The organism is Bradyrhizobium murdochi, from assembly GCF_000472965.1.
GTDB lineage: Bacteria > Pseudomonadota > Alphaproteobacteria > Rhizobiales > Xanthobacteraceae > Bradyrhizobium > Bradyrhizobium murdochi.
Genome location: NZ_AXAU01000004.1, coordinates 363,437 through 381,124 on the forward strand (window position 1 = coordinate 363,437; position 17,688 = coordinate 381,124).

At 63.3% G+C, this 17,688-nt stretch carries 18 protein-coding genes and 1 tRNA gene; 11 read left to right on the forward strand and 8 right to left on the reverse strand.

Annotated features, from left to right (window positions below):
- Nucleotides 1-83: 83 nt before the first annotated feature.
- Both cmk and aroA read right to left on the reverse strand, forming a co-directional pair.
- On the reverse strand, nucleotides 84-716 hold the full coding sequence (gene cmk / locus YUO_RS0114365) for a (d)CMP kinase (RefSeq protein ID WP_028347900.1): 633 nt from the start codon (nucleotides 714-716) through the stop codon (nucleotides 84-86).
- Nucleotides 713-2,053: a 3-phosphoshikimate 1-carboxyvinyltransferase gene (gene aroA, locus YUO_RS0114370; protein WP_028347901.1), complete on the reverse strand. Its 1,341-nt coding sequence runs from the start codon at nucleotides 2,051-2,053 to the stop codon at nucleotides 713-715. The genes cmk and aroA overlap by 4 nt, the downstream gene beginning before the upstream one ends.
- 143 nt (nucleotides 2,054-2,196) lie before the next feature.
- Here aroA and YUO_RS0114375 point away from each other — a divergent pair, with 143 nt between their 5' ends.
- The 3 genes from YUO_RS0114375 to YUO_RS0114385 all read left to right on the forward strand — a co-directional run bounded on the left by YUO_RS0114375 (nucleotide 2,197) and on the right by YUO_RS0114385 (nucleotide 3,297).
- Nucleotides 2,197-2,622, forward strand: coding sequence for a TIGR02300 family protein (locus tag YUO_RS0114375; RefSeq protein WP_028347902.1), 426 nt, complete (start codon nucleotides 2,197-2,199; stop codon nucleotides 2,620-2,622).
- A gap of 65 nt (nucleotides 2,623-2,687) precedes the next feature.
- Nucleotides 2,688-2,763: transfer RNA gene (locus tag YUO_RS0114380), tRNA-Ala, on the forward strand.
- Between the two features lie 297 nt (nucleotides 2,764-3,060).
- On the forward strand, nucleotides 3,061-3,297 hold the full coding sequence (locus YUO_RS0114385) for a GIY-YIG nuclease family protein (RefSeq protein WP_028347903.1): 237 nt from the start codon (nucleotides 3,061-3,063) through the stop codon (nucleotides 3,295-3,297).
- Between the two features lie 28 nt (nucleotides 3,298-3,325).
- Here YUO_RS0114385 and YUO_RS0114390 read toward each other — a convergent pair whose 3' ends face one another.
- Nucleotides 3,326-3,784: a MarR family winged helix-turn-helix transcriptional regulator gene (locus tag YUO_RS0114390; RefSeq protein WP_028347904.1), complete on the reverse strand. Its 459-nt coding sequence runs from the start codon at nucleotides 3,782-3,784 to the stop codon at nucleotides 3,326-3,328.
- A 167-nt stretch (nucleotides 3,785-3,951) separates the two neighbouring features.
- On the opposite strand from YUO_RS0114390, the gene YUO_RS0114395 reads away from it, so the two are divergent.
- The 8 genes from YUO_RS0114395 to YUO_RS0114430 all read left to right on the forward strand — a co-directional run bounded on the left by YUO_RS0114395 (nucleotide 3,952) and on the right by YUO_RS0114430 (nucleotide 11,362).
- On the forward strand, nucleotides 3,952-4,377 hold the full coding sequence (locus YUO_RS0114395) for an organic hydroperoxide resistance protein (RefSeq protein ID WP_028347905.1): 426 nt from the start codon (nucleotides 3,952-3,954) through the stop codon (nucleotides 4,375-4,377).
- 174 nt (nucleotides 4,378-4,551) lie between these two features.
- Complete coding sequence (locus tag YUO_RS0114400; RefSeq protein ID WP_035726730.1) at nucleotides 4,552-5,748, forward strand: CaiB/BaiF CoA transferase family protein; 1,197 nt, start codon at nucleotides 4,552-4,554, stop codon at nucleotides 5,746-5,748.
- Nucleotides 5,749-6,021: 273 nt separating this feature from the next.
- Nucleotides 6,022-7,335: a sn-glycerol-3-phosphate ABC transporter substrate-binding protein UgpB gene (ugpB, locus tag YUO_RS0114405; protein ID WP_028347907.1), complete on the forward strand. Its 1,314-nt coding sequence runs from the start codon at nucleotides 6,022-6,024 to the stop codon at nucleotides 7,333-7,335.
- An 83-nt stretch (nucleotides 7,336-7,418) separates the two neighbouring features.
- Nucleotides 7,419-8,300 (forward strand): sn-glycerol-3-phosphate ABC transporter permease UgpA, encoded by an 882-nt coding sequence (gene ugpA / locus YUO_RS0114410; RefSeq protein WP_028347908.1) that lies wholly within the window; start codon nucleotides 7,419-7,421, stop codon nucleotides 8,298-8,300.
- On the forward strand, nucleotides 8,300-9,148 hold the full coding sequence (gene ugpE / locus YUO_RS0114415) for a sn-glycerol-3-phosphate ABC transporter permease UgpE (protein ID WP_028347909.1): 849 nt from the start codon (nucleotides 8,300-8,302) through the stop codon (nucleotides 9,146-9,148). The genes ugpA and ugpE overlap by 1 nt, the downstream gene beginning before the upstream one ends.
- Before the next feature lie 108 nt (nucleotides 9,149-9,256).
- Nucleotides 9,257-10,342, forward strand: coding sequence for a sn-glycerol-3-phosphate import ATP-binding protein UgpC (locus tag YUO_RS0114420; RefSeq protein WP_028347910.1), 1,086 nt, complete (start codon nucleotides 9,257-9,259; stop codon nucleotides 10,340-10,342).
- Nucleotides 10,343-10,617: 275 nt separating this feature from the next.
- Entirely contained in the window at nucleotides 10,618-11,043 is a 426-nt protein-coding gene (locus YUO_RS0114425) for an Hsp20 family protein (RefSeq protein ID WP_028347911.1), read from the forward strand.
- 52 nt (nucleotides 11,044-11,095) lie between these two features.
- Nucleotides 11,096-11,362, forward strand: coding sequence for a BQ00720 family protein (locus tag YUO_RS0114430; RefSeq protein WP_028347912.1), 267 nt, complete (start codon nucleotides 11,096-11,098; stop codon nucleotides 11,360-11,362).
- 133 nt (nucleotides 11,363-11,495) lie between these two features.
- Here the strand turns inward: YUO_RS0114430 and YUO_RS0114435 are convergent, their stop codons facing one another.
- From YUO_RS0114435 to lptB, 5 genes are all read right to left on the reverse strand, one after another.
- Nucleotides 11,496-13,184, reverse strand: a complete 1,689-nt coding sequence (locus YUO_RS0114435) for a methyl-accepting chemotaxis protein (RefSeq protein WP_028347913.1) — start codon at nucleotides 13,182-13,184, stop codon at nucleotides 11,496-11,498.
- A 115-nt stretch (nucleotides 13,185-13,299) separates the two neighbouring features.
- Nucleotides 13,300-13,761 carry a PTS IIA-like nitrogen regulatory protein PtsN gene (gene ptsN, locus YUO_RS0114440; protein WP_028347914.1) on the reverse strand — a complete coding sequence of 154 codons (462 nt, stop codon included), beginning with the start codon at nucleotides 13,759-13,761 and terminating at the stop codon, nucleotides 13,300-13,302.
- A gap of 232 nt (nucleotides 13,762-13,993) precedes the next feature.
- Nucleotides 13,994-14,596 (reverse strand): ribosome hibernation-promoting factor, HPF/YfiA family, encoded by a 603-nt coding sequence (gene hpf, locus YUO_RS0114445; protein ID WP_028347915.1) that lies wholly within the window; start codon nucleotides 14,594-14,596, stop codon nucleotides 13,994-13,996.
- A gap of 129 nt (nucleotides 14,597-14,725) precedes the next feature.
- A complete protein-coding gene (gene rpoN, locus YUO_RS0114450; RefSeq protein WP_028347916.1) occupies nucleotides 14,726-16,375 on the reverse strand; it encodes an RNA polymerase factor sigma-54 in 1,650 nt (549 codons plus the stop codon).
- 206 nt (nucleotides 16,376-16,581) lie between these two features.
- Nucleotides 16,582-17,589 (reverse strand): LPS export ABC transporter ATP-binding protein, encoded by a 1,008-nt coding sequence (lptB, locus tag YUO_RS0114455; RefSeq protein ID WP_028347917.1) that lies wholly within the window; start codon nucleotides 17,587-17,589, stop codon nucleotides 16,582-16,584.
- Nucleotides 17,590-17,688: the final 99 nt, after the last annotated feature.

The following is a 17,688-nucleotide window of genomic DNA, read 5'->3' on the forward strand; positions in this document are numbered from 1 at the left end:
TATAGCCCCACGGGCCATTTTCGGCAAGCCGGAAATGCCCGATTTACAGGCGGTTCGGGCCGCCGCGACGGGTCAAATCCTGGCTATTTCCGCTGGGCGCGGACGGCCTCGACGATGGCAATTGCGGCGCGAACACCGGCCTCGATGTCGAGATTGGAATTATCCAGGACGTAGGCGTCGTCGGCCGCTTTGAGCGGGGCGGCAGCGCGATTGCGGTCCCGCTCGTCGCGCTTGAGGATATCGGCCAGCACCAGCGCCTCATCGGCCTCCTCACCCCGCGCGCGGGCTTCGAGCGTTCGGCGGCGGGCCCGCACTTGCGGATCGGCGACCACGAAAATCTTCACGTCGGCATTCGGGCAGATCACGGTTCCAATGTCGCGCCCGTCAAGCACGGCGCCCGGCGGACCGGCCGCGAACTGGCGCTGAAAATTGACCAGCGCCTCACGCACGCTGGGGATCGCCGACACCACCGAAGCGGCATCGCCGATCCGTTGCGTCTTGAGCTCAGGATGTCCGAACTTCTCGGGATCAAGCTCCATCGCGACAGCGACCGCCCGCGCCTCGTCCGTCAGATCGAACCCCTCGTCCAGCAACGCCTTCGCCACCGCGCGATAGATCACGCCGGTGTCGAGGTGGCGATAGCCGTAATGATGGGCGAGGCGTTTGCCGAGCGTACCCTTGCCGGATGCCGCTGGTCCGTCGATGGCGATGATCATGAAAACTCAGCCCCCAGCGATCGCATCATCGGAATGAAATCCGGAAAGCTGGTGGCGATGAAGGCGGTGTCGTCGACCTTGACCGGCTTGTCGGCTGCGAGCCCCATCACCAGCGCCGACATGGCGATACGGTGGTCCATGTGGGTGACGACGAGACCGCCGCCGGGCACGTGGCCGCGGCCCTCGACGATCAAATCATCGCCCGCGATCTCGACCCTGACGCCGTTGACGCGCAGCATGTCGGCGGTGGCCTCCAGCCGGTCGGACTCCTTGACGCGCAGTTCCTGCAGGCCGCGCATGATGGTGGTACCTTCGGCAAAGGAGGCTGCGACCGCGAGCACCAGATATTCGTCGATCATCGAGGGCGCGCGCTCCGGCGGCACCTCGACGCCGCGCAGTTTTGACGCGCGCACGCGCAACCGGGCCATCGGCTCGCCGGCGTCGCCGCGAACCTCGCTTTCCTCGATGGCGGCGCCCATCTGGCGCAGCGTCGTGAGCAGGCCAGTGCGCAACGGGTTGGTCATGACGTCGGAGAAGGTCACGTCTGAGCCCTCGACGATCAGCGCCGCCACGATCGGAAACGCCGCCGAGGATGGATCGGCAGGCACCACGACCTCGGCGCCATGCAGTTCGGGCTGGCCGGTGAGCGCGATCTTGCGGCCGTGGCTGCCTTCCCTGACTGAGACGATATCCGCGCCGAAATGTTTCAGCATCAGTTCGGTATGATCGCGACTGGCTTCCTGCTCGATGACGGTCGTGACGCCAGGCGCGGCAAGTCCCGCCAGCAGCACCGCCGACTTGATCTGAGCCGAGGCCACCGGGGTGCGATACAGGATCGGCACGGGATCGCGGGCGCCATGCAGAGTCAGCGGCAGGCGGCCGCCTTCCTTGGTCTCACCGGCCTTGGCCCCCATCAGTTCCAGGGGATCGAGGATCCGGCGCATCGGACGGGAGCGCAGCGAGGCATCGCCGTCGAACACGGCCGTGATCGGGCAGCCGGCCACAGCCCCCATCACCAGGCGGCACCCGGTACCGGAATTGCCGAAATCGAGCGGGGAGGCCGGCTGGGCGAAGCCTGCCACGCCCACGCCCCTGACCTGCCAGGCAAACGGCCCGGTTCGCTCGACCTGGGCGCCCAGCGCCTGCATCGATTTGGCGGTGTTGAGGACATCCTCGCCCTCGAGCAGGCCGGAGATTCTCGTTTCGCCGACCGAAAGCGCCCCCAGGATGAGTGCGCGGTGCGAAATCGACTTGTCGCCGGGAACGCGGACTTTCCCGGCCAAGGGACCGCTGGCGCGGGATTCCAGCGGGGTCTGGGTGGAGGTTGAATGGGTCAAGATGGTGGTCCTCTGCGGGGGCGGCAGTATCACATGGACCACCCGGCGTCACGCGGCCCTCAAAAGCTTCAAAGCGCTATTGACACCGGCCCCTCAACTAGCCAAGTGAAGCACCGTTTTTCAGAATTTCCCAGGATCTACACGTGGCCAAAGCCGATCTCGGAACCAAGCGTATTTGCCCGACGACGGGTAAAAAGTTCTATGACCTGAACAAGAGCCCGGTGATTTCGCCCTACACCGGCGAGGTCGTCCCGATTGCCCCGATCGCGCCGCCGCGAGCCGCCCGTGGCGATGCCGCGCGCGCTGCAGCCGCAGCGTCGGCAACCGCTGCTGCCGATATGCCGGAGGCCGCCGAGGCAGAAGAATTGGTCTCGCTCGAGGAGGCCGATGCCGAGGAGAACACCGGCAAGGTCAAGGCCGTGGTTCCCGAATCGGAAGACGATATCGAGATCGACGAGACCATCGAGGACGATGACGACGACGATTCTACCTTCATTCCCGACGAGGAAGAGGGCGATGAGGACGTTACCGACATCATCGGCGACGTCGGAGGTGACGAAGAGACTTGAGATCGGCCCTAAACTGTGGTTCAGGGTCATTGCCCGCACGCCGAATTGAGGCGCGCGATTCTTAAGGGGCCATAGCTCAGCTGGGAGAGCGCTTGCATGGCATGCAAGAGGTCGGCGGTTCGATCCCGCCTGGCTCCACCAGCCTTCGCTCGCTTCGCGAGCTACGGCTGGGCAAGCCCAGAAGGTCTCGCGGAGCGAAGTGAGCGAAGGCTGCCCCCCCCAAAACCCGAAGGGCGACGGCGGGCCGAGGCCGCTTCTGGCCTCGATGAATTGCTCGTGTTCGCTCGCTTCGCGAGCTACGGCTGGGCAAGCCCGGAAGGTCTCGCGTAGCGAAGTGAGCGAAGGCTGCCCCGCCATAGCCCGAAGGGCGACGGCGGGCCGAGGCCGCTTCTGGCCGCGATGAATGGCTCGTGTATCCTCCCTTTCGGAGGATAGCCCATGAAATACGTCTACATTCTTGAAAGTCTCGATTCCGAACATTTCTACGTCGGAATCACCGACGACCTGCGAGCCCGCTTGGCGAAACACAATGCGGGAGAGGTGCCTCATACGTCAAAGTACAGACCTTGGCGGATACGAACCTATTTTGCGTTCAGCGACGAGCAACTCGCTATCGCGTTCGAGAAGTACCTAAAGTCTGGCTCGGGGCGCGCGTTCGCGAAGAAGCATTTCTGACCAGCGAATCGACTCCGCGCCTCGCCCCTCACTCCCCCACCACCGCATTCAATCGATCGCGCAGCGCGACGATCTCGTTCTTCATCGCCGCCAGTTCGCCGACTGAGCAGGCCGACGCCGCCAGGATCGCCTGCGGCACAGCCCGCGCTTTCTCCCGCAGCGCCTCGCCTTTTGGCGTCAGCGCGATCAGCACCTGCCGCTCGTCCTCGGTGCTGCGTGTCCGCTTGATCAGTTCGGCCGCCTCCAGCCGCTTGAGCAGCGGCGTGAGCGTGCCGGAGTCCAGGTGCAGCCGCGCGCCGATGTCTTTCACCGGTACGCCATCGCGCTCCCACAGCACCAGCATGACCAGATATTGCGGATAGGTGAGTCCGAGCCGGTCGAGCAGCGGCTTGTAGACGCGGTTGAACGCGTGCGCGGTGGAGTACACCGCAAAGCAGAGCTGATTATCGAGCTTCAGCGGCAGGTCAGCCGCATGTTTTCTGGCCATCACAACCTCGTCAACGGGCGGCGCCCCCCGCCCCGATTCGGAGCCGTAAGCGCTTGATTTCAATCGTATACAATTAAATTGCGACCTCCGCAATAATTCACATTGTGCAAAATCTAATTGTGTGCAATACATTTTTCACCGAAACGGCAAACCCAGAGGAGACCGACATGTCCGTGAACGTGCTCTACAAGACCAGCGCCAAGGCAACCGGCGGCCGCGATGGCCACGCCGCCACCCTCGACGGCGCACTCGACGTCAAGCTCGCCACCCCGAAAGAACTCGGCGGCGGCGGTGGCGCCGGCAACAATCCCGAGCAACTGTTCGCGGCCGGTTATGCCGCCTGCTTCATCGGCGCAATGAAATTTGTCGCTTCGCAAGGCGGGCCGAAGGTGCCGGCGGATGCTTCGGTGACCTCCACCGTCGGCATCGGCCCGCGCTCGGCAGGCGGCTTCGGGCTCGATATCGAACTCGCCGTTTCGCTGCCCGGCCTTCCCAAGGCGGATGCGGAAGCCCTGGTCGCGAAGGCCCACCAGGTGTGCCCCTATTCCAACGCCACGCGCGGCAATGTCGACGTGCGCCTGACCGTCGTCTGACGACGATGTCCGAACGGCCCGCCGCTGGGTATCGGCGGGCCGTTCGTCCCGTGGAATTTCACCTCGTGCTACGGCGGCCGCGTCATGCGCCTGTGCGCGAGACGCCATTGCCGCCGCGCCAGAAGACCGCTAGCTCAAAGCCTCCATTTCTCATCCTGAGCGAAGGTCTTCTCCATGAGTTCTTCCGGCGCAATGACCGGCCTGCGCGTGATCGATCTGACGCGCGTGCTTGGCGGCCCCTATTGCACGCAAATCCTCGCCGACCATGGCGCCGACGTGATCAAGATCGAGCCGCCGGCCGGCGACGAAGTGCGCGACTGGGGCCCTCCGTTCCACGAGGAGGATGCGGCCTATTTCGTCGGCATCAACCGCAACAAGCGCTCGATCGGCCTCGACCTCGCGTCCGAAGGCGGACGCGCGGTGCTGATGAAACTATTGGAGACGGCCGACGTCCTGATCGAGAATTTCAAGCCGGGCACGCTCGACAAATGGGGCATCGGCAACGACGTCTTGCGCGCGAAGTTTCCGAGGCTGGTGCATTGCCGGATTTCCGGCTTCGGCGCCGACGGTCCGCGCGGCGGCAATCCCGGCTATGACGCGATCATCCAGGCCATGACCGGCATGATCGCGGCGACCGGCTCGCCCGAAAGCGGCCCGATGCGGATCGGCGTACCCCTGGTCGACATCACCACCGGGCTTTACGCGGCGATCGGTATCCTGATGGCGCTGTCGGAGCGGCAGCGTTCGGGGCTTGGCCAGTTTCTCGAAACCACGCTGTATGAAACCGGTCTGGCGATCATGCATCCGCACACCGCGAACTATTTCATGCATGGCAAGCCGCCGTCGCTCACCGGCAATGAGCATCCGAACCTCGTTCCTTACGCGATCTTCCCGACCAAGACCGACAACATCTTCATCGGCGTCGGCAATGACGGCACCTTCCGCAAGCTCGCCAAGGAAATCGGTAAGCCCGAACTCGGTGCCGATCCGCGCTTTGCCCGCAACAAGGACCGTATCGCCAACCGCGAGGCGCTGCGCGTCGAGCTCGCCGCCGTGTTCAGCCAGCATGAGGCCGAACCGCTCTGCAATCGGCTGCTGGCGGCGGGACTGCCGGCCGGTCCGGTGCAGAAGATCGACCAGGCGCTGACCAATCCCCATACGCTGCATCGTGGCGATATCATCGAAAAGGACTGGTACAAGGGCGTCGCCTCCCCGATCCGGCTGGAGCGGACCAAGCCCAGCCTGCGCCGCACGCCGCCGAAATTCAGCCAGCACACATCGGAGGTGCTGGGCGAGTTCGGCTACTCGAAAGGCGAGATCGAGGCGCTGGTCGCCAAGGGCGCGGTCTGCGGCTCGGAGCGCAAGCGGTAAACGTCGTCGCCCCTGCGAACGCAGGGGCCCATACGCCGCGGCTTCGCTTTGGGCGCTATGGTAGCCGCTCTGCTTCAACCACAGACGGCTGTGGTTATGGGCCCCTGCGTTCGCAGGGGCGACGGGTATCATTGGCGCCTTCGCCTATTTTCCGGCTTCCCCAGCCGCACGCTTTCCCACTAGCATCCTTTCGCTTATAGGGTCATTTGCACGTCATCCGGCGCTGCTATCGCGCGAAACGAAGGTGACGACCCCAACCTGGAGGAATATTACATGGCATTTCGACAATTCGGCCCAGCCGCGGCAATCACTGCTGCGCTGGCGTTCGCAACACCTGCCCACGCTGTGACCGAGATCCAGTGGTGGCACGCCATGACCGGCGGCAACAACGACATCGTCAACAAGCTCGCCGAGGAGTTCAACGCCAGCCAGTCCGACTACAAGGTCGTGCCGTCCTACAAGGGCAGCTATCCCGACACCATGAACGCCGGCATCGCGGCGTTCCGGGCCGGCAACGCGCCGCATATCATGCAGGTGTTCGAGGTCGGCACCGCCACCATGATGAGCGCCACCGGCGCCATCAAGCCGGTTTACCAGCTCATGAAGGATGCCGGCGAGCCGTTCGACCCCAAGGCGTACCTGCCGACCATCACCGGCTACTACTCGACCTCCAAGGGCGACATGCTTTCGTTCCCCTTCAATTCCTCATCGACGGTGATGTGGATCAACAAGGACGAATTGAAGAAGGCCGGTGTCACCGAAATCCCGAAGACCTGGCCGGAAGTGTTCGAGGCCGCCAAGAAACTGAAGGCGGCCGGGCATGCGACCTGCGGCTTCTCCAATGCCTGGGCGAGCTGGGTGCATATCGAGCAGTTCTCGGCCTGGCACAACGTGCCGATCGGCACCAAGGCCAACGGCCTCGACGGCTTCGATACCGAGCTGAAGTTCAACTCGCCGCTGCACGTAAAGCATCTGCAGAACCTCGTGGATCTGCAGAAGGACAAGACCTACGACTATGGCGGACGCACCAGCACCAACGAAGCCCGCTTCGGCTCCGGCGAATGCGCGATCTTCTTGACCTCGTCGGGCTATTACGCCACCGCCAAGGGCACGGCCAAGTTCGACTTCACCTCGGCGCCGATGCCCTATTACCCTGATGTCGCCGGCGCCCCGCAGAACTCGATCATCGGCGGCGCGTCGCTCTGGGTGATGGGCGGCAAGAAGCCGGAAGAGTATAAGGGCGTCGCAAAGTTCTTCACCTTCCTGTCGGACACCAACCGCCAGGCCAAGCTGCATCAGGAGTCCGGCTATCTGCCGATCACCAAGGCGGCCTACGAGAAGTCGATCAAGGACGGCTTCTATGAGAAGAACCCGACCCTGCAGACTCCCTTGAAGGAACTCACCAACAAGGAGCCGACCGAGAACTCGCGCGGCCTGCGCTTCGGCAACATGGTGCAGATGCGCGACCTCTGGTCCGAGGAGATCGAGGCGGCGCTGGCCGGCAAGAAGTCCGCGAAGGAAGCCCTCGATGCCGCCGTTTCCCGCGGCAATGCGGTGTTGCGCACCTTCGAGAAGACTGCAAAGTAGGCGAAGCCGAACTAGGCTACTGGCGCTCCCTCCCGAAACCTGGGAGGGAGCGCTTGCATCACCGGTAAGCCCGCGACGCCTGAATGGAAAAATCCACCGTCTTCAACAACCGCCTGCTGCCCTATTTGCTGCTGCTGCCGCAGCTCGTCATCACGGTTGTTTTCTTCTACTGGCCGGCAAGCCAGGCGATCTGGCAGTCCTTCCTGCGCGAGGACGCGTTCGGCCTGGTCTCCGAATTCGTGGGGCTGGAAAATTATCAGGCCCTGTTCGCTCAGCCGGAATATTACCGGTCGATGCTGACGACGGTGATCTTCTCGACGCTGGTTGCAGCGTTGTCGCTCTCGATCGCGCTGTTGTTCGCGACCCAGGCCGACAAGAATCTGAAGGCCGCGCCCGCCTACAAGACGCTGATGATCTGGCCCTATGCGGTGGCGCCCGCAGTAGCCGGCGTGCTCTGGTTCTTCATGTTCCAGCCTTCGCTCGGCATGCTCGCGCGTCCGCTGCGCGGCATGGGTCTCGACTGGAATCCGCTGCTTAACGAGAACCACGCCATGATGCTGGTGGTAATGGCGTCCGTCTGGAAACAGATCTCCTACAATTTCCTGTTCTTCTTGGCCGGCCTGCAATCGATCCCGAAAAGCGTGATCGAGGCCGGCGCCATCGACGGCGCCCGGCCAGTGCGCCGCTTCTGGACCATCATCTTCCCGCTGCTGTCGCCGACCACGTTCTTCCTGCTGGTGGTCAACGTCGTCTACGTCTTCTTCGACACGTTTGGCATCATCGACGCCGTCACCGGCGGCGGACCCGCGGGCGCCACCACCACCATGGTCTACAAGGTCTATGCCGACGGCCGTCTCGGCGGCGACCTCGGCGGCTCGGCGGCGCAGTCGGTGGTGCTGATGGTCATCGTGATCGCGCTGACCGCAATCCAGTTCCGCTATGTCGAACGCAAGGTGCAGTACTGATGGTCGAGCACCGCCCGCTCACCGATTTCATCGCCTACGCCGTCCTGACGCTTGGCGTGTTCATCGTCGCTTTCCCGGTTTATCTCGCGCTGGTCGCCTCGACCCATGACGCGGCGACCGTGGTCGGCGGCCACATGCCGGCGGCGCCCGGCAGCCGCACGCTGGAAAATTACTACCGCGCCATCTTCGTCGGCGGCGCGCGCACCAGCCGCGAGCCGGTGGCCAACATGCTGATCAATTCCTTCATCTCGGCGATCGGCATTGCAGTGGGCAAGATTTTCATCTCGATCCTGTCGGCCTATGCGGTGGTCTATTTCCGCTTTCCCTTCCGCAAGACTGCGTTCTGGATCATCTTCATCACGCTGATGCTGCCGGTCGAAGTGCGGATCTACCCGACCTACAAGGTCGTTGCCGACCTGCGCATGCTCGACACCTATGCCGGGCTGATACTGCCGCTGATTGCATCCGCTACTGGCACCCTGCTGTTTCGCCAGTTCTTCATGACCGTGCCGGATGAACTGCTGGAAGCCTCGCGCATCGACGGCGCCGGACCTTTCCGCTTCTTTTGGGATACGCTCTTGCCGCTGTCGGTGACGACCATGGCGGCGCTGTTCGTCATCCAGTTCATTTATGGCTGGAATCAATATCTCTGGCCGCTTTTGATCACGACGCAGGATTCAATGCAGACCATCGTGATCGGCATCAAGAAGATGCTGGTGACGACCGACGAACTCGCCGAATGGCAGCTCGCAATGGCGACCGCAGTCCTCGCCATGCTGCCGCCGGTCGCGGTCGTCATATTCATGCAGCGGCTGTTCGTGCGCGGCCTGGTCCAGACGGAAAAGTGAGGAGGCGAATAGTGAGTAGCGAATGGCGAATGGAGAATACTGGGAGCGTCCCGGCGCGCCGCGCTTCCCTACTCGCTATTCGCCATTCGCTATTCGCCGGTGCAACCCATGGCTAATGTAGCGCTCCGCAACGTCCGCAAAACCTATCTTGGTGGCTTCGAGGCCATCAAAGGCATCGATTTCGAGGTCGGCGATGGCCAGTTCTGCGTGCTGGTCGGCCCGTCCGGCTGCGGCAAGTCCACGCTGCTGCGCATGGTGGCGGGGCTGGAGACTATCACCGGCGGTGAGATCGATATCGGCGGGCGCGTCGTCAACCAGATCGAGCCGGCCGACCGCGACATCGCAATGGTGTTCCAGAACTACGCGCTCTATCCGCACATGAGCGTCTACAACAACATGGCCTACGGTCTGCGCAATCGCCGCATGGCGGAGGGCGAGATCAAGACGCGTGTCGAGGAAGCCGCGCGCATTCTCGAGCTCGGCGCAATGCTCGAACGCAAGCCGCGGCAATTGTCCGGCGGCCAGCGCCAGCGCGTGGCGATGGGCCGCGCCATCGTGCGGCAGCCAAAAGTGTTTCTGTTCGACGAGCCGCTATCGAACCTCGACGCCAAACTGCGCATCGCCATGCGGGTCGAAATCCGCAAATTGCAGCGTCGGCTGTCCACGACATCGATCTACGTCACCCACGACCAGCTCGAGGCGATGACGCTGGCCGACATTCTCGTGGTGATGAACGGCGGCCAGGTCGAGCAGATCGGCAATCCGCTGGAAATTTACCAGAAGCCCGCCACCACCTTCGTTGCCTCGTTCATCGGCGCCCCGCCGATGAACCTGATGCCGCTGCGCTCCGAATTGAAATCGCAACTGGCCGGCGATGCCCGCGCCGCCGAAGCCGGCATCATCGGCATCCGGCCAGAGGACTTTGTGATCTCGAACCAAACGGTGTCCGGTGGCGTGGCGCTCGGCCTCACCGTGGAAGCGATCGAGCGCGTCGGCGCCGAGACCTTCCTCTACGGGACGAGGCAGCAGGAAATGCAGGGGGTAGCCGCCACCCCGGGCGAGCTGCCGCCGGGGGAAATCATCGTGCGCATTCCCGGCGCCGTCGGCCCCGCCATCGGCGAGCGAATCAGGGCGGTGGCTGCGCCCGACAAGCTGCATCTATTTACCGCTGACGGGAGGAAGCGAGTCAGTTGAGGTCGTCATTCCGGGGCGGCGCGAAGCGTCGGTGCGCAATAGCGCACCTGAGAATCTCGCGCCAACAACCTCGAGATTCCGGGTTCAGTCGCTGGCGCGCCTGCCCCGGAATGACGGTGGAAAACCCCGCCACCGCCGATTTACGCTGCATTCAGAGGTGCTTGAACCCTCCCCAAATCACCCCCATATTCCCTCCTGACCGGACGGCAAGTCGGCCGGCCGGTTGAATGGGGCGCCGCAAGGGCCCCTCAAAGTCGCTTCGAGAGGACTTTGTGATGTCTCGTGTTCCTTCGTTATCAAGTCCGTTCCTGCTTGGGTTCGACGAAATCGAGCGTGCGCTTGATCGCGTCGTTAAAGGCGCCGACGGCTATCCTCCTTACAACATCGAGCGGTGTGACCGCGCCAACGGCCAACCCGAACGGTTGCGCATCACGCTGGCGGTAGCGGGTTTTACCCGTGACCAACTCGATGTGACGATTGAGGAAAACCAGCTCGTGATCCGGGGCCGCCAGCAGGACGACAAGGCCCGGCAATACATCCATCGCGGCATCGCCGCGCGCCACTTCCAGCGCACCTTCGTGCTGGCGGAGGGGATGCAGGTGCTGGGCGCGGATTTGAAAAACGGGCTGTTGTCGATCGACCTTGCCAGGCCGGAACCTGAAAGGGTCGTTAAGACAATCGCTATCAATGAGCACGAATAATAGTGGAACAAGGAGCGGACTCGACCGCTTAGTCTCCAGAGGAGTCGAGACCATGAGTGACGTGAGTGTGACCTTCGAATCCGAAAAGGTTTCCGTTGAGGCGCTGGCCCATCTTGGCGAAGGCCATATCGCCTACGTGAAACAAGTCCGTTCCGAGGACGTGCCGGGACTGTTTCCGCAGGCGCCGAAAATCGCGCCAGGGCTGAAACTGTTCGCGCTGCATGCCGCCGACGGCACCCCGATCATGCTGACCGACAGCCGCGAAGCGGCGATCGCCAACGCATGGAGCAACGAGCTTCAGGCCGTCAGCGTGCACTGACGCAGCTCTTGCTGCTGTCACTGACGAAGCTTCGCCGGCATCGACTGACCTGATGCCGAGTGAATGCGAGAAGAGAGTTTCGGATACGCGGGCATCGCCCGCGTATCTTCGTTAATAGCAAATTCCAATCCGCCTAGGCCGCGCGCACGGTCGAGAGGAATTTCTCCACTTCGCCCTTGAGATGATTGCTTTGTCCCAGCAGCGAGCGGGCCAGACCGTGCACATGCGTCGATGCCGCGCCGGTATCGGTCGCGCCGCGGTTGACGTCGGTGATGCTGCCCGCGACCTGCGTGGCGCCCTGCGCCGCCTGCTGCACGTTGCGCGAGATCTCCTGGGTTGTGGCGCCCTGCTCTTCCACCGCCGCCGCGATTGCCTGCGAGATTTCTGCGATGCGGCCGATTGTGCCGCCGATTTCCTGGATCGCCGATACCGATTGATTGGTCGCCGATTGCATCTGGCCGATCTGCTCGCTGATTTCCTCGGTCGCTTTCGCGGTCTGCGCGGCGAGCGCCTTGACCTCGGAGGCAACGACAGCAAATCCACGTCCCGCCTCACCGGCGCGCGCCGCTTCGATCGTGGCGTTCAGCGCCAGCAAGTTGGTCTGCTCGGCGACCGCGCTGATCATCTTGACCACTTCGCCGATCCGGCTGGCGGACTGCGCGAGATCGGCAATCCGCGCATTGGTCTGCTCGACCTGGCTGACCGCCTCGCGGGATATCTTGTGCGAATCCTGGACCTGGCGGCCGATCTCCGACACCGACGAGGCCATCTCTTCCGCGGCCGCCGCGGCGGACTGCGCGTTGGCCGAGGATTGCTCCGATGCGGAGGCAACGGTTGCCGAGAGCATCTGGGTCACTTCGGCGGTCTTGGTTAGCCGTCCGGCCGATGATTCGAGTTCGGACGAAGCGGTCGATACGGTCTGGATGATCTTTCCAATCGCGGCATCGAAGCCGTCGGCCATCTGCTGCATCGCGGCCTTGCGCTCGCCTTCGGCCTTCGACTTCAGACTTGCCTGCTCCTGTTCCATCGACTGAACGCGCAGCGCGTTGTCCTTGAACACCTGAACCGCGCGCGCCATGGCGCCGACTTCGTCGTCGCGGCTGAGGGCCGGGACCGAGACAGAGAGATCGCCGCCGGCAAGGCCCTTCATTACGTCGGTCATTTCGGCGATGGGGCGTATGACGCCGAATGCCACACCGAAAATGCCGGCGCCGATGACCAGAAACACTGCGGCCGAAACGCCCCATAGCACCCACGTGAACGTGCTGACGCGCCCCGTCGCCGCGACCTCCGTCGCCGCATTCCGGTCGTTGGTCTGCTTGACGATGTCGTCGATGATGGCGCGGTGCGCGGTATAGCGTGCGGTGATCTCGGCATAGGATTTCGCCGCAGCCGTGCCGTCGCCCTTGGCGAGCGCAGGCAACAGGCCGTCCTGGATTGCGGTCCAGAAGCGGCGCACCTCGCTGTCGGACTTCTCGACCAACTTCGTCTTCAGCACCGGATCGAGATCGGATTTGGTCCAGAAATCGTGCCGCTCGTCATATTCCTTCTTGAGCTGCGCAATACGGTCGCGATGCGACGAAAGCTGCGCCGGATCGTGCAGAACGAGGGTGGCCTCGAGATAGGCCTCGATGACATATTCGGGCGGAGGCAGGATGTCGGCGATGAGGTCGTTGCCGAGCTTGATCTGGCTATAGAGCGGGCCACCGACCTTGAGCTGCGACAGCGCATAAACGCTGGTGGCAATCACGGCACCGAGGCCTAAGGCGGTAACCAATCCGAAAATCAAAATTGCGCGCGAAATCGTCAGGCGCAGCGTCATGGCAATGTTCTCCGGGCCTAGTAAAAAATCCCAGCGCCCGAAATAAGCTGCTATTTAGCTTAAAATTGCGTTTATTCTGGCGTACTACCGCCCGGAAACTGTTCCGACGCGCGGATTACGCCGCGCTCGCCGGCGGCAGCGCCAGCACCGAATAGATCGCCTGAGCGTCGCGGGAGGCGCGCAGCTTCTTGGCGACGTCCTGGTCGCGCAACAGCCGGGCGATTCGGGCCAACGCCTTCAGATGATCGGCGCCGGCGCCTTCCGGGGCCAGCAGCAGGAATATCAGGTCGACCGGCTGGCCGTCCATCGCCTCGAAATCGATCGGGCGTTCCAGCCGGGCGAACAGCCCGAACAGCTTTTCCAGTTTCGGCAGTTTGCCGTGCGGAATGGCGACGCCATAGCCCACCGCGGTGGTGCCCAGTTTCTCCCGCTGCAACAGCACCTCGAATACGGAGCGCTCGTTCTGGCCGGTCAGGGCGGAAGCGCGCGCGGCCAGCTCCTGCAGCGCCTGCTTCTTGCTGATGACCTTCAAAGCGGGGAGAATCGCCTCGGGTGCGACCAGATCGGTAATCGTCATGGGGCGTTCCGAGGTGAATTAAACCGTCAGGTTGCGAGATAGGTTCTAGAACCGGGGTGTCAACAAGATGAGACGGGAGGCAGGGTTAAGCCCGGGTCCCGATTTGCACGGCTTCTACTCCAACGCACGCGCGGTGCCAACTCCCGAAGGGCCAGTTCCTGCACCTCATGCTTTAAAGAGCGGCGGACCATAGGGAGGGCGAATGGGGGCGTCAATGCCATGGGCATGGTTCTCAGGGGGTAACCGAGGGAGGATCGATCCAGCCGACGTTGCCGTCCGGCCGGCGGTAAATGATGTTCACCCGGCCGCTGGACCCGTGCTGAAACACGATGCAGGCGGCCCCCGTCAGATCGAGTTCCATGACCGCCTCGCTGACCGAGAGCCGCTTCAGCGACGTGGTCGCCTCCGCGATGATGACGGGGCTGTAGGATGTGACCTCTTCGTCGCCTCCCGCCGGCGCCTCGATCACATAGCTCGGCGCATCGAGCACCGGGGTATTGATCTCGGCCAGCGCCGCGGAGGCCGCATAGGCCTTGCGGGCCGAGCGGTCCTTCAGCCGGCTCTTGTAGCGGCGCAGGCGCTTCTCGATCATCAAGAGCGCCTGGTCGGCGCTGGCATAGGCATCGGGAGCATTGGAATCGGCCTCCAGCGTAATCCCGGAGTCCAGATGCAGCGCGCAATCGGTGCGGAAGCCGAAGCCATCCTTGCTCAGCGTGATGTGGCCGGAATAGTTGCCGTCGAAATACTTTCTCAAGACCTCATCGGTGCGCTCGCTGACGCGCGAACGAAGCGCCTCGCCGACACTGATGCTTTTCCCGGAGATTCGAAGGGTCATTTGATGCCTCGCTTGATGCCTCGACTACTCTGGTGTTGCCGGAGCATGGCCCATTCGGAAAGCCGGTGTCGCCTTCCGGGCCGCGCTCTGTCGGGGACCTGACACTATCGCGATCTGACGCGAACGCAATCAGGCCGGCGCTGCATCGCGGGACCGGTCGGAGGAAGTGGCGGGAGCGGAAAGGGCGTTACCGAGCATGCTCTGTTTGTCGCGGCGGCGCTGGACCGAAGAAGGAATGCGCATGGCTTCGCGGTACTTCGCGACCGTGCGGCGGGCAATATCAATGCCCGATTCGCGCAATCGTTCCACGATTGTATCGTCGGAGAGGATCGCGCTCGGCGCTTCCGCATCGATCAATTGCTTGATGTGGTGGCGGACCGCTTCCGCCGAATGCGCCTCGCCGCCGTCGGCCGAAGCAATCGAGGCGGTAAAGAAATATTTCAGCTCGAAACTGCCGCGATTGGTCGCCATGTATTTGTTGGCGGTGACCCGCGACACCGTGGATTCATGCATCTGGATCGCGTCCGCCACCGCTTTCAGATTCAGCGGCCGCAGATGCGCGACGCCATGGGTGAAGAATCCGTCCTGCTGGCGGACGATTTCGGTGGCGACCTTCAGGATGGTGCGGGCGCGCTGATCGAGTGCGCGCACCAGCCAGGTCGCGTTCTGCAGGCAGTCGCTGAAATAGGATTTGTCGCCGTCCTTGCGGATCGTCTTCGACAGCTCGGTGTAATAGACTTGATTGACCAGCACGCGCGGCAAGGTGTCGCTGTTGAGTTCGACATGCCATCCGCCGTCCGGGCCGGGCCGCACATAGACGTCGGGCACCATGGTCTGGGTGCGCGCCGAGCCGAACTTGAGGCCGGGCTTCGGATCGAGACGCCGTATCTCACCGATCATGTCGGTGATGTCTTCGTCGTCGACGCCGCACAGTTTGCGTAAAGACGCAATGTCGCGCCGCGCCAGCAGACCGAGATTTTCCACCAGCGCTTGCATGGCCGGGTCGTAGCGGTTGAGTTCGCGGAGCTGGATCGCAAGGCACTCGCTCAGGTTCCGCGCGCACACGCCGGGCGGATCGAACGTCTGCAGCACCGCGAGCACGGCACCGACGTCCGCCTGCGAGGCGCCCAGGCGCTCGGCAGCCTGCCCCAGATCCGGCGGCAGATAGCCGGCATCATCGACCAGATCGATCAGGTACTGCCCGATCATGCGCTGCGCCGGCGCGCTGAAGGCGACCGCGAGTTGTTCGGCGAGGTGGCTGGATAGCGTCACCTCAGCGGCGACGAAGGCTTCCAGATTGTATTCGTCGTCATTGGAGGCGCCCCCGCCCCACTCGGTGTAGGCGGTCGGCGCCGCGTCCTGTGCGGCGCGCGCGGCGGCTTCGGCGGGCTCTTCGGAAAAGACGTTGTCGAGCGGGGTGTCGAGCGTCTGCTCGATCTCGGTCCGGCTGCCGAGGTCGCGGTTTAGCCAGTCCTCTTGGCCGGGCTCGAAGGTCTCGCTCCCTGGGCCGGTGCTCATATCGGAGGCATCGCCGCCGCCATTCTCACCATAGCTGCCGGAGTCGGAGAATTCGGCGCGCTCGGGTACCGGCTCGCCTGCAACCGGCGGTTCGGGGCCGTCGCTGGCCCGTTCCAGCAGCGGATTGCGCTCCAATTCCTCCTCGACGAAAGCCGAGAGGTCGAGATTGGACAATTGCAGCAGCTTGATCGCCTGCATCAATTGCGGCGTCATCACCAGCGACTGCGACTGCCGGAACTCTAATCTCTGCGTCAGCGCCATGAGGCCAAGAACCGATCTACCAAAAGTTGGTCCGATTCTTGCTTATATTAGTCCAACGCCCTTGTACACGCCTTGACGAATGCGAAAATTGGGCTATGGCGCGATCAGCGACCGCGGGAAGCCGAGCCGGTCCCGGGCGCGCCAGAAAATCCTGATTGAGTGCAATACCTTATGAACGAACCGCCGATATTTTGTCGGGTCGTGCGCTATAGTCGGAATTCCTCGCCAAGGTAAAGACGGCGTACATCCGGATCGTTGACGATCTCTTCCGGACTGCCCTCGGTCAGTATCTGTCCGGCATAGACGATATAGGCGCGGTCGGTGAGGCCGAGCGTTTCGCGGACATTGTGGTCGGTGATCAGGACGCCGATGCCACGGTTGGTGAGGTGGCGGACCAGGTCCTGAATGTCGCCGACCGCGATCGGATCGATGCCGGCAAAGGGCTCGTCCAGCAGCATGTAGTTCGGACGCGTCGCCAGCGCGCGCGCAATTTCGACGCGGCGGCGCTCGCCGCCGGAGAGCGCGATCGATGGCGATTTGCGCAAGCGCGTGATGTTGAACTCGTCGAGCAGCGAATTGAGTTCGGCCTCCCGCTTCTTGCGGTTGGGCTCGACGACCTCAAGCACGGCGCGAATATTCTGTTCGACGGTGAGGCCGCGAAAGATCGAGGCTTCCTGCGGCAGATAGCCGATGCCGAGCCGCGCGCGCTGATACATCGGCAGTTGCGTCACGTCGTGACCGTCGAGTTCGATGGCGCCGCGATCCGCCTTGATCAGGCCGGTGATCATGTAGAACACGGTGGTCTTGCCGGCGCCGTTCGGGCCGAGCAGACCGACCGCCTCGCCGCGGCGAACATAGATGCTGACGCCGCGCACCACTTGCCGTGTGCCAAAACTTTTTTCCACGCTGTGCACAGCGAGAAAGCCGGGCCGCTTGACGAGGCGTGGCGCTTCGCCGCCATTGACCTTGGCGCGAGGCGCCTGTGCCCGTGAACGCGCTCTCTCCTCGCGAGGTTCGACGTGGGGCTCAGGCTGCGGCAATTGCAGCCCGGGCAGCGAAGCCGAACGGGCCATTGGCGGCGCATCGCGCACCGGGCTCGCCAGCATGTCGCCGAAGGAATCGCCAAGCGCGGTGATGTCCTCGCGCGAACGCGCAAAGCCTACAGGGCCGCGTTTCGCGGGGCGTCGACGGAACATGCCGAATAAATCCACCATCCCGCTTCGCTTATGCCTTTCACGGTGATTCCGCGACGCGCCCGCCGGCGAATCGCTTCGCTAGCGAACCATGAATGAATGGATGTCCCTGCCCAGCGA

Excerpts from the sequence above, each read along its gene's own strand:
- cmk (WP_028347900.1), bottom strand. The coding sequence starts at position 716 with ATGATCATCGCCATCGACGGACCAGCGGCATCCGGCAAGGGTACGCTC.
- YUO_RS0114385 (WP_028347903.1), top strand. The coding sequence starts at position 3,061 with ATGAAATACGTCTACATTCTTGAAAGTCTCGATTCCGAACATTTCTAC.
- YUO_RS0114390 (WP_028347904.1), bottom strand. The coding sequence starts at position 3,784 with ATGGCCAGAAAACATGCGGCTGACCTGCCGCTGAAGCTCGATAATCAG.
- YUO_RS0114395 (WP_028347905.1), top strand. The coding sequence starts at position 3,952 with ATGTCCGTGAACGTGCTCTACAAGACCAGCGCCAAGGCAACCGGCGGC.
- YUO_RS0114400 (WP_035726730.1), top strand. The coding sequence starts at position 4,552 with ATGAGTTCTTCCGGCGCAATGACCGGCCTGCGCGTGATCGATCTGACG.
- ugpB (WP_028347907.1), top strand. The coding sequence starts at position 6,022 with ATGGCATTTCGACAATTCGGCCCAGCCGCGGCAATCACTGCTGCGCTG.
- ugpA (WP_028347908.1), top strand. The coding sequence starts at position 7,419 with ATGGAAAAATCCACCGTCTTCAACAACCGCCTGCTGCCCTATTTGCTG.
- ugpE (WP_028347909.1), top strand. The coding sequence starts at position 8,300 with ATGGTCGAGCACCGCCCGCTCACCGATTTCATCGCCTACGCCGTCCTG.
- YUO_RS0114420 (WP_028347910.1), top strand. The coding sequence starts at position 9,257 with ATGGCTAATGTAGCGCTCCGCAACGTCCGCAAAACCTATCTTGGTGGC.
- YUO_RS0114425 (WP_028347911.1), top strand. The coding sequence starts at position 10,618 with ATGTCTCGTGTTCCTTCGTTATCAAGTCCGTTCCTGCTTGGGTTCGAC.
- YUO_RS0114430 (WP_028347912.1), top strand. The coding sequence starts at position 11,096 with ATGAGTGACGTGAGTGTGACCTTCGAATCCGAAAAGGTTTCCGTTGAG.
- YUO_RS0114435 (WP_028347913.1), bottom strand. The coding sequence starts at position 13,184 with ATGACGCTGCGCCTGACGATTTCGCGCGCAATTTTGATTTTCGGATTG.
- ptsN (WP_028347914.1), bottom strand. The coding sequence starts at position 13,761 with ATGACGATTACCGATCTGGTCGCACCCGAGGCGATTCTCCCCGCTTTG.
- hpf (WP_028347915.1), bottom strand. The coding sequence starts at position 14,596 with ATGACCCTTCGAATCTCCGGGAAAAGCATCAGTGTCGGCGAGGCGCTT.
- rpoN (WP_028347916.1), bottom strand. The coding sequence starts at position 16,375 with ATGGCGCTGACGCAGAGATTAGAGTTCCGGCAGTCGCAGTCGCTGGTG.
- lptB (WP_028347917.1), bottom strand. The coding sequence starts at position 17,589 with ATGGTGGATTTATTCGGCATGTTCCGTCGACGCCCCGCGAAACGCGGC.